General features: G+C 42.9%; 6 protein-coding genes. 3 read left to right on the forward strand and 3 right to left on the reverse strand.

The window, feature by feature from the left end; genetic code table 11:
• The first annotated feature begins 3 nt into the window (after window positions 1-3).
• Window positions 4-501 carry an HNH endonuclease gene (locus IM322_RS16740; RefSeq protein WP_004163691.1) on the forward strand — a complete coding sequence of 166 codons (498 nt, stop codon included), beginning with the start codon at window positions 4-6 and terminating at the stop codon, window positions 499-501.
• Here IM322_RS16740 and IM322_RS16745 read toward each other — a convergent pair.
• From IM322_RS16745 to IM322_RS16755, 3 genes are all read right to left on the reverse strand, one after another.
• Entirely contained in the window at window positions 498-851 is a 354-nt protein-coding gene (locus IM322_RS16745) for a hypothetical protein (protein ID WP_002766945.1), read from the reverse strand. The genes IM322_RS16740 and IM322_RS16745 overlap by 4 nt on opposite strands.
• An 87-nt stretch (window positions 852-938) precedes the next feature.
• Window positions 939-2,051, reverse strand: coding sequence for a hydrogenase formation protein HypD (hypD, locus tag IM322_RS16750; RefSeq protein WP_286826151.1), 1,113 nt, complete (start codon window positions 2,049-2,051; stop codon window positions 939-941).
• A gap of 148 nt (window positions 2,052-2,199) precedes the next feature.
• A complete protein-coding gene (locus IM322_RS16755; protein WP_287675505.1) occupies window positions 2,200-2,463 on the reverse strand; it encodes a HypC/HybG/HupF family hydrogenase formation chaperone in 264 nt (87 codons plus the stop codon).
• A gap of 390 nt (window positions 2,464-2,853) precedes the next feature.
• Between IM322_RS16755 and IM322_RS16760 the strand changes: the two genes are divergently transcribed.
• The gene (locus IM322_RS16760) at window positions 2,854-4,755 is read left to right on the forward strand and encodes a thiamine pyrophosphate-binding protein (RefSeq protein WP_287675504.1); all 1,902 of its coding nucleotides are present in this window, start codon (window positions 2,854-2,856) and stop codon (window positions 4,753-4,755) included.
• A 449-nt stretch (window positions 4,756-5,204) separates the two neighbouring features.
• Window positions 5,205-7,823: an ATP-dependent chaperone ClpB gene (gene clpB, locus IM322_RS16765; protein ID WP_287675503.1), complete on the forward strand. Its 2,619-nt coding sequence runs from the start codon at window positions 5,205-5,207 to the stop codon at window positions 7,821-7,823.
• Window positions 7,824-8,255: the final 432 nt, after the last annotated feature.

The raw sequence follows: 8,255 nt of genomic DNA on the forward strand, positions 1-8,255 counted from the left end.
CCTATGAGCAAGGTTCTCGTGTTGAATGCCTCCTACGAACCGCTAAATATTACCAGTTGGCGGCGCGCGATCGTTTTATTGTTGAAAGGAAAAGCTGAATCCCTAGAACATAACGGAAAAGTGGTTTGTCGTGACTTACCCTTGCCTTCTGTTATCCGTCTTAGGCAATACGTCCGTGTTCCCTACAAGGAAATTCCTTTAACCCGTCGTAATATTCTCGAACGAGATCATCACACCTGTCAATACTGTCTCTACCGAGGTGAACAATTAACCATCGATCATGTGATTCCCCGTTCTCGCGGAGGGGGTGATACCTGGGAGAATTTAGTGGCGGCTTGTGTGCGTTGTAATGTGCATAAGGGCAATCGTACACCAAAAGAGGCCAATATGTCCCTGCGCGCCCAACCCCGTCGTCCCTACAGCAGTCTCCACTTTGAGCTATTAAAGCACACCAGGGAGAATCACAATCAGGAATGGCGTAAATATGTCATCGGCATTTAGGGTGAAAAGGGCATGGTGAAACCAAGACCAAAATTGATTCCCATGCCATTATTGTTAGTCTGGGTGCGAGGATTGGCAACTCCCGTGCCTAGATAAACTGAACAACCGCGACAGGGGGAATTGACTCGGTAGCGCACCGCCATGGGATCATTGGGATCGGTGATAGTTACTCCCTGATGGTTTAAATCTTTAATTAGATTGGTGACGGGTTTGAAAAAATCGGCGCTGGGGGGTTGACTTGGTTGCAGTTCTAGGGTTTGTTCTTGGGAAGCAAGAACAATTTCCGAAGCGATAACTAGCAGTAGAGAGGTAGTTAAGCCAAATAAACCCAGATTATTTTTGATTTTCATTTTTTTTATCACCGAGAGATTGTTAATTTCTTCTGGTGAGAATTCTAGCGTTTCCTCACCGGAAAGGAACCTAATCAGTAAAAAAATTTACTGATTTCTACCATACTTATAATAAGCGGCACAAGCACCTTCACTAGAAACCATACAAGTGCCGATGGGATGTTCGGGAGTACAAGCAGTACCAAATACTTTACATTCCCAGGGTTTTAAAACACCTTTAAGAATTTCGCCACACTGACAAGCTTTGTGATCTTTAACGCGCTGATTGGGTAAAGTAAATTTCTTCTCCGCATCAAAATTACTGTACTCATCTCGCATTTTTAACCCTCCTTGAGCAATTTCTCCTAAACCTCGCCATTCAAACTGATCTCGCAGTTCAAAAACTTGGTCGATTGCCGATAAAGCGACTCTATTTCCTTGATTTTGTACCACTCGATCGTACTGATTTTCGATCTCACATCTCTGCTCATCTAATTGTTTTAATACCATCCAAATTGATTGCAGAATATCCAAAGGTTCAAACCCAGAAACTACCACAGGTTTATGATATTCTTGGGCAATAACTTGATAGGGTTCTGTGCCAATTACCATGCTAACATGACCGGGACCAACAAAACCGTCTAACTGTAAATCTGGGTTATCTAACAAAGCTTTCAGAGCGGGAATAATCACCACATGATTAGAAAATAAACTAAAATTAGTGATACCATCTCTTTGCGCTTCTAAAACAGTTAAAGCTGTGCTAGGAACGGTTGTTTCAAAACCTAATGCTAGAAATATTACTTCTTTATCGAGATTTTCTCTGGCAATTTTTAAGGCATCGCGAGGAGAATAAACCATGCGAATATCACAACCTTTTGCTCGTGCTTGCAGCAGACTCAAATGGGAACCGGGGACACGCATAGTATCGCCAAAAGTTGTCAGAATTACGTTCGGTTGTTGTGCGAGAAAAATGGCATCATCTAAACGACCTCGCGGCATCACACAAACGGGACATCCAGGACCATGAATTAATTCGATAGTTTCGGGAAGTATTGCCTCGATACCGTATTTAAAAATTGAGTGGGTATGACCCCCACAAACCTCCATAATTTTAGTAACTTTTTCCCGCTTTTCAGAGATTCTTATCGATAATTGTTCAATTTGTTGAATTAATCCTGCCGCTTTAACCGGATCACGAAATTCATCAACGTATTTCATAACAAGCTTTCTCTCTATAAGTGGTTGGACAAAAGTAAAGTTAATTGTGGAGCCGGTCGCCGGTCGTCGGTCGTCAGTAATAATTGCCGTAATTTACATTTCTTAAGATAGACAACAGAATTAATTTGTGGCTAACTAATTAAGAACATTAATTATGATTAAATTCCTCCTCTAATTTCAATAATTGTGTTAATAAATTTAAGGTTTCTTGCGCCTCATCTTCATCAATTCGATTCATGGCAAAACCCACATGAACTAATACCCAATCCCCTAGACAAGTATTAGCGGGATGGTCTTCATCAACAATGCAAGCGATATTTACTTCTCTTTTTACACCCCCGACATCGACGAGAGCGAGATTATGGTTTTCATCAATAATTGCTGTAATTTGTCCCGGTATGCCTAAACACATAGTTTTTACCTTGAAAAATCTAGTTTTTGTTAATTATGGGCTGATTTTTTGGGTAGAGATTGCAGTAATATCAACTGAGAATCAGGTCATACTTCATCCCTCCAAGAAACGCTATACAGTCAAAGGTTATCCTTTTTACTTTCCCCTTTCCCCTTTTTACTCGGTCTTACCTGCCATTCTGGACTATTGCCCTCAAGAACAGCTTTTTTTCCCGTATCTTTTTTAAGATTTCCCCTGTCCCGGACCGTGGACACTATCCCAGCAAGGGTAAAACTTTTGTATTAGGGACTACATCTATGATAAGAAATTATTCAATCAATCGATCGGGTGACATTCTAGGCTATGATTTCCCTGACTATAGTTATTTCTCTACATTAAGGAAAATCGACAATGACAGCCTTTCCCATCGATTTGACTGCCTATAAACCCATCAGTCTCGACCCCAGTAACCCCACCCTCACCGACCACCAAAGAAGCGCCCTAAAAGCCAATATCCAACTCTGTCGCGATGCTATCATCTTTTTTACTGCCACGGGTGCGGCCCGGGGTGTGGGTGGACACACCGGCGGCCCCTACGATACCGTCCCGGAAGTGGTGATTCTCGATGCTCTTTTCCGCAGTCAACCTAGTCAATTTGTACCAATTTTCTTCGATGAAGCGGGACACCGCGTCGGTACTCAATATCTCCTGTCTGCGTTAGAAGGTTCTTTACCCCCAGAACAATTAATGCACTACCGCGAGGCTAATTCTAAACTCCCCGGACACCCGGAATTAGGATTAACCCCCGGAGTAAAATTTAGTTCTGGCCGTTTAGGACATATGTGGCCCTACGTTAACGGTGTCGCTTTAGCTAACCCCGGAAAAACCGTTTTTTGTTTAGGTTCCGATGGTTCTCAACAGGAAGGCAATGACGCGGAAGCTGCCCGTTTAGCCGTGGCTCAACACATCAATGTTAAGCTGATTATTGATGATAATGATGTGACGATTGCTGGTAATCCTTCCAAATATTTACCCGGTTATGATGTGGCTAAAACTCTCGCCGGCCATGGACTAAAAGTGTTAGTGGGAGATGGGGAAGATATCGATAGTTTGTATCGCAATATCTGTGAAGCAATTAATACTCCTGGCCCGATTGCGATTATTAATAAACGTCCCATGTGTCCAGGGATTGAAGGTTTAGAAGGTTCTAACCACGGTCATGATGTGATTTCTGTACCCTTGGCTTTGAAATATTTAGAGGCAAAAGGACACAGCGCCGCCGTGGAATATCTCAACAGTATTAAGAAGCCTTCTAATGACTATAAATTCCTCGGTTCTGGGGATAAATGGGGTTCTAACCGCAACGTTTTCGGCGAAGCGGTAGTCAGTCTTTTAGGCAAAATGAGCGAGGAAGAACGCAAGGCTAAGGTATTAGTAGTAGATAGCGATTTAGAGGGTTCCTGCGGTCTGAAAATTATCCACGATAAACATCCCGAAGTGTTTATTCCTTCCGGTATTATGGAACGGGGCAATCTTTCGGCAGCCGCTGGTTTTGGTATGGAAAAAGGTAAACAGGGAATTTTCGCCACCTTTGCCGCTTTTCTAGAAATGTGTATTTCTGAAATCACCATGGCGCGTTTGAATTATTCTAATCTTTTATGTCATTTTTCCCATTCTGGTATCGATGACATGGCAGATAATACCTGTCACTTTGGTTTGAATAATTTCTTTGCCGATAATGGACTGGATGACGGTTACGAAACCCGTCTTTATTTCCCGGCCGATGCGGCACAAATGACCGCTTGTGTCGAGGCAACTTTCCATCAACCCGGCCTACGTTTTATCTTCTCGACTCGTTCTAAAACTCCCAATATTCTTGATACTAACGGTCATAATTTCTTTGGCGATGGTTACACCTTTGTCCCCGGAAAAGATGAAGTAATTCGGGAAGGCACTGCCGGTTATATCATCAGCTTTGGAGATGGTTTATACCGCGCTTTAGATGCAGTGGAACGCTTAAAACAAGAAGGTGTTGACGTGGGTTTAATTAATAAACCGACTCTCAATGTGGTGGATGAAGAAATTATCGCTAAAGTTGGTAGTTCTCCCTTTGTTTTAGTGGTAGAAGCATTTAACCGTCGTACGGGTTTAGGTAGCCGTTATGGTTCTTGGTTACTCGAACGCGGTTTAACTCCTAAATACGCCTATATCGGTACTCACCATGAAGGTTGTGGCGGTTTATGGGAACAATTCCCCCACCAAGGTATTGACCCAGTTGGTATCATTAGTAAAGTTAAATCTTTAATCGCTTAGATAGTATTTTAGGGTGGGCTTTAATCGGTAATCAGTAATCAGTCATCAGTAATCAGTAATCAGCTTCTGAAGGCAAGAGGCAAAAGGCAAAGGAAAGAATCTGGCAATTATCCTAACCAAAAAGAAGGTTATAAACTAAGTACATCAAAGCTTTTAGCTTAACCAATTAGGTTTTAGATTCGGCCCTTGTAAACAGTGAACAGTAATCAGTAATCAGTAATCAGTCAACATCTTCAATAATTAAGATTTTAGCTTAGTTGAGAGCTTGAACATTTGTACTAAAATTTCCAAGAAGCCGTTTAAATCCATTACAACTTATAAACTTGAGGCACTTAAATCGCACAGTTGAGGGGAAATCCCCCTTAACTAGGTACGGTAAGCCCCTAGGAGCCGACAAACCAGTCAATCTAGAATAATCTCTAGGGTATAAAAGTAATCTCTTATAGAAAATGCAGCCAACCAATCCACAACAATTTACAGAAAAAGCTTGGGAGGCAATCGTCAAAACGCCGGACATTGCCAAACAGAACAGCCAGCAACAAATCGAAAGCGAACATCTAATGAAAGCCCTACTGGAACAGGAGGGATTAGCGGGCAGTGTCTTTAGTAAAGCTAATATTAGTCTAGCCCGTTTGCGGGATCGAACCGATGATTTTATCCGTCGTCAACCGAAAATATCTAACCCCGGCGACTCGATTTATTTAGGTCGTAGTTTAGATAGTTTACTCGATCGAGCAGAAAATTATCGCCGAGAATTTGGAGATGACTTTATCTCGATCGAGCATTTGATTTTAGGTTACGCTAAAGATGATCGCTTCGGTAAAAATATTTTTCAAGAATTCGGACTTACCGAAAGCAAGCTCAAGGAAATTATTCAACAAGTCAGAGGTAGTCAAAAAGTGACCGATCAGAATCCAGAAGGCAAATATGAGGCCCTAGAAAAATACGGACGGGATCTCACCCAATTGGCACGGGAAGGTAAATTAGACCCCGTAATTGGACGGGATGACGAAATCCGTCGCACCATTCAGATACTCTCGCGTCGGACTAAAAATAACCCGGTTTTAATCGGGGAACCGGGAGTAGGAAAAACGGCCATTGTCGAAGGATTAGCACAGCGGATTATTAACCGCGATGTGCCAGAATCTCTGTTGGATCGTACTCTCATTTCTCTCGATTTAGGCGGCTTAATTGCGGGAGCAAAATATCGCGGAGAGTTTGAGGAAAGATTAAAAGCTGTCCTCAAGGAAGTCACCGATTCCCAAGGCAATATCATCATGTTTATTGACGAAATTCATACCGTTGTCGGTGCGGGAGCCACTCAAGGGGCAATGGATGCGGGCAATTTATTAAAACCAATGTTAGCCCGGGGTGAATTGCGTTGTATTGGGGCCACTACCCTCGATGAATACCGCAAATATATCGAAAAAGATGCGGCGTTAGAAAGACGCTTCCAAGAGGTTTTAGTGGATGAACCAAATGTGGTCGATACTATTTCGATTCTTCGCGGTCTCAAAGAACGTTATGAGGTGCATCATGGGGTGAAAATTGCCGATAATGCTTTAGTGGCAGCGGCACTGCTTTCTAATCGTTATATTAGCGATCGCTTTTTGCCCGATAAGGCCATTGATTTAGTTGATGAAGCGGCGGCCAAATTGAAGATGGAAATCACTTCTAAACCGGAAGAACTCGATGAAATTGATCGCAAAATTCTCCAGTTAGAAATGGAAAGACTTTCCCTACAAAGGGAATACGATCCAGCTTCGCGAGAACGGTTAGAAAAGTTAGAAAAAGAACTGGCTAACCTCAAGGAAGAACAATCGGGATTAAATGCCCAATGGCAAGGGGAAAAAGAGATTATCGATAAAGTTCGTGGGGTTAAAGAAGCGATCGAACAAGTTAATCTGGAAATTCAACAGGCCGAACGAGATTATGATTATAATCGCGCTGCAGAATTAAAGTTCGGAAAATTAACCGATCTGCAGCGGCAAATGTCCGCCCTAGAAACTCAATTGGCCGACAAACAAACCACTGGTAAAAGTTTATTAAGAGAAGAAGTTCTCGAATCGGATATCGCCGAAATTATCTCGAAATGGACGGGAATTCCTCTCAATAAATTAATCGAATCGGAAAAAGAAAAACTCCTCAATCTGGAAGAGGAATTACACGAAAGTGTCATCGGTCAAGAGGAAGCGGTCACAGCCGTGGCCGAAGCGATTCAACGTTCCCGCGCCGGTTTATCGGACCCCCACCGTCCCACGGCCAGCTTTATTTTCCTCGGTCCGACGGGTGTTGGTAAGACAGAATTGGCGAAAGCTTTAGCGCGCAATCTCTTTGACACCGAAGAGGCTCTAGTTCGCATCGATATGTCGGAATACATGGAAAAACACAGCGTTTCCCGTCTCATGGGCGCGCCTCCGGGATACGTCGGCTACGATGAAGGGGGACAACTAACCGAGGCAATCCGGCGTCGTCCCTACTCTGTCATCCTCTTTGATGAGATTGAAAAAGCCCATCCCGACGTTTTTAACGTTATGTTACAAATCCTTGACGATGGGCGCTTAACCGACTCTCAAGGTCATCTGGTTGATTTCAAAAATACAATCATTATTATGACCAGTAATATCGGTTCTCAATACATTTTAGACGTGGCTGGTGATGAGTCTCGTTACGAGGAAATGCAGGCCCGGGTGATGGAAGCAATGCGGAATAGTTTCCGTCCCGAATTCCTCAATCGTATCGATGAAACGATCATTTTCCACAGCCTACAAAAAGCGCAACTGCGATCGATTGTCAAACTACAGGTAGCCAATCTCAGCGATCGCTTGATGGAACAAAAATTAGCCCTGAAACTTGCCGATATTGCTCTCGATTATCTAGCAGAAATTGGTTACGATCCAGTGTACGGTGCGCGACCCTTAAAACGGGCAGTACAAAGATATGTGGAAACTCCGATCGCTAAGGCAATTCTGCGCGGCGAATTCAAAGGGGGAGACACGATTTTTGTCGATGTGGCCGATGAAAGATTGACCTTTAAACGGTTAGCTTCCCAAGTAGTAACTGCTTAATTAGCAAGGGTGGGCAATGCTCACCCTTTGATTATTTCGGGTTTACCGAAAAAGTTTTTCGTGCAGTCAGGAGCAAGCCACAAGCCTCAAGCCTCAAGCCATCTCTAAAAAAGCCTTGAAGCAGGGTTTAATCAAGCTCTCAGGAACTAATTTAGAGTTGAAAACCAATTTAAAAGAAGTCTTAGAGGTGAGAATTTTCCTAAATCGGGTGCTTATTGTCTAGAGATTGTTTATGAACAACCATCCCCAGCAAGTCAGGAGGGAGAAAGATATGCTTTTGTTGATTTAGGCTTAAATAACCTAGCAGCTGTCACCTCTAATATTCCCGAATTTCAGCCAACTTTACTATGTGGGAAAGCCTTAAAATCATGCCATCAAAAATACAACAAGACACTAGCTAAACTCAAATCAGAATTACCCAGTTTACAGAAG

The sequence above is a fragment of the Microcystis sp. M109S1 genome (assembly GCF_020247025.1).
In the GTDB taxonomy this organism is placed as follows: Bacteria; Cyanobacteriota; Cyanobacteriia; order Cyanobacteriales; family Microcystaceae; genus Microcystis.

Bases quoted from the DNA above. Each gene is read 5' to 3' on its own strand.
- IM322_RS16745 (WP_002766945.1), bottom strand. From the start codon at position 851: ATGAAAATCAAAAATAATCTGGGTTTATTTGGCTTAACTACCTCTCTA.
- IM322_RS16760 (WP_287675504.1), top strand. From the start codon at position 2,854: ATGACAGCCTTTCCCATCGATTTGACTGCCTATAAACCCATCAGTCTC.
- clpB (WP_287675503.1), top strand. From the start codon at position 5,205: ATGCAGCCAACCAATCCACAACAATTTACAGAAAAAGCTTGGGAGGCA.
- IM322_RS16740 (WP_004163691.1), top strand. From the start codon at position 4: ATGAGCAAGGTTCTCGTGTTGAATGCCTCCTACGAACCGCTAAATATT.
- IM322_RS16755 (WP_287675505.1), bottom strand. From the start codon at position 2,463: ATGTGTTTAGGCATACCGGGACAAATTACAGCAATTATTGATGAAAAC.
- hypD (WP_286826151.1), bottom strand. From the start codon at position 2,051: ATGAAATACGTTGATGAATTTCGTGATCCGGTTAAAGCGGCAGGATTA.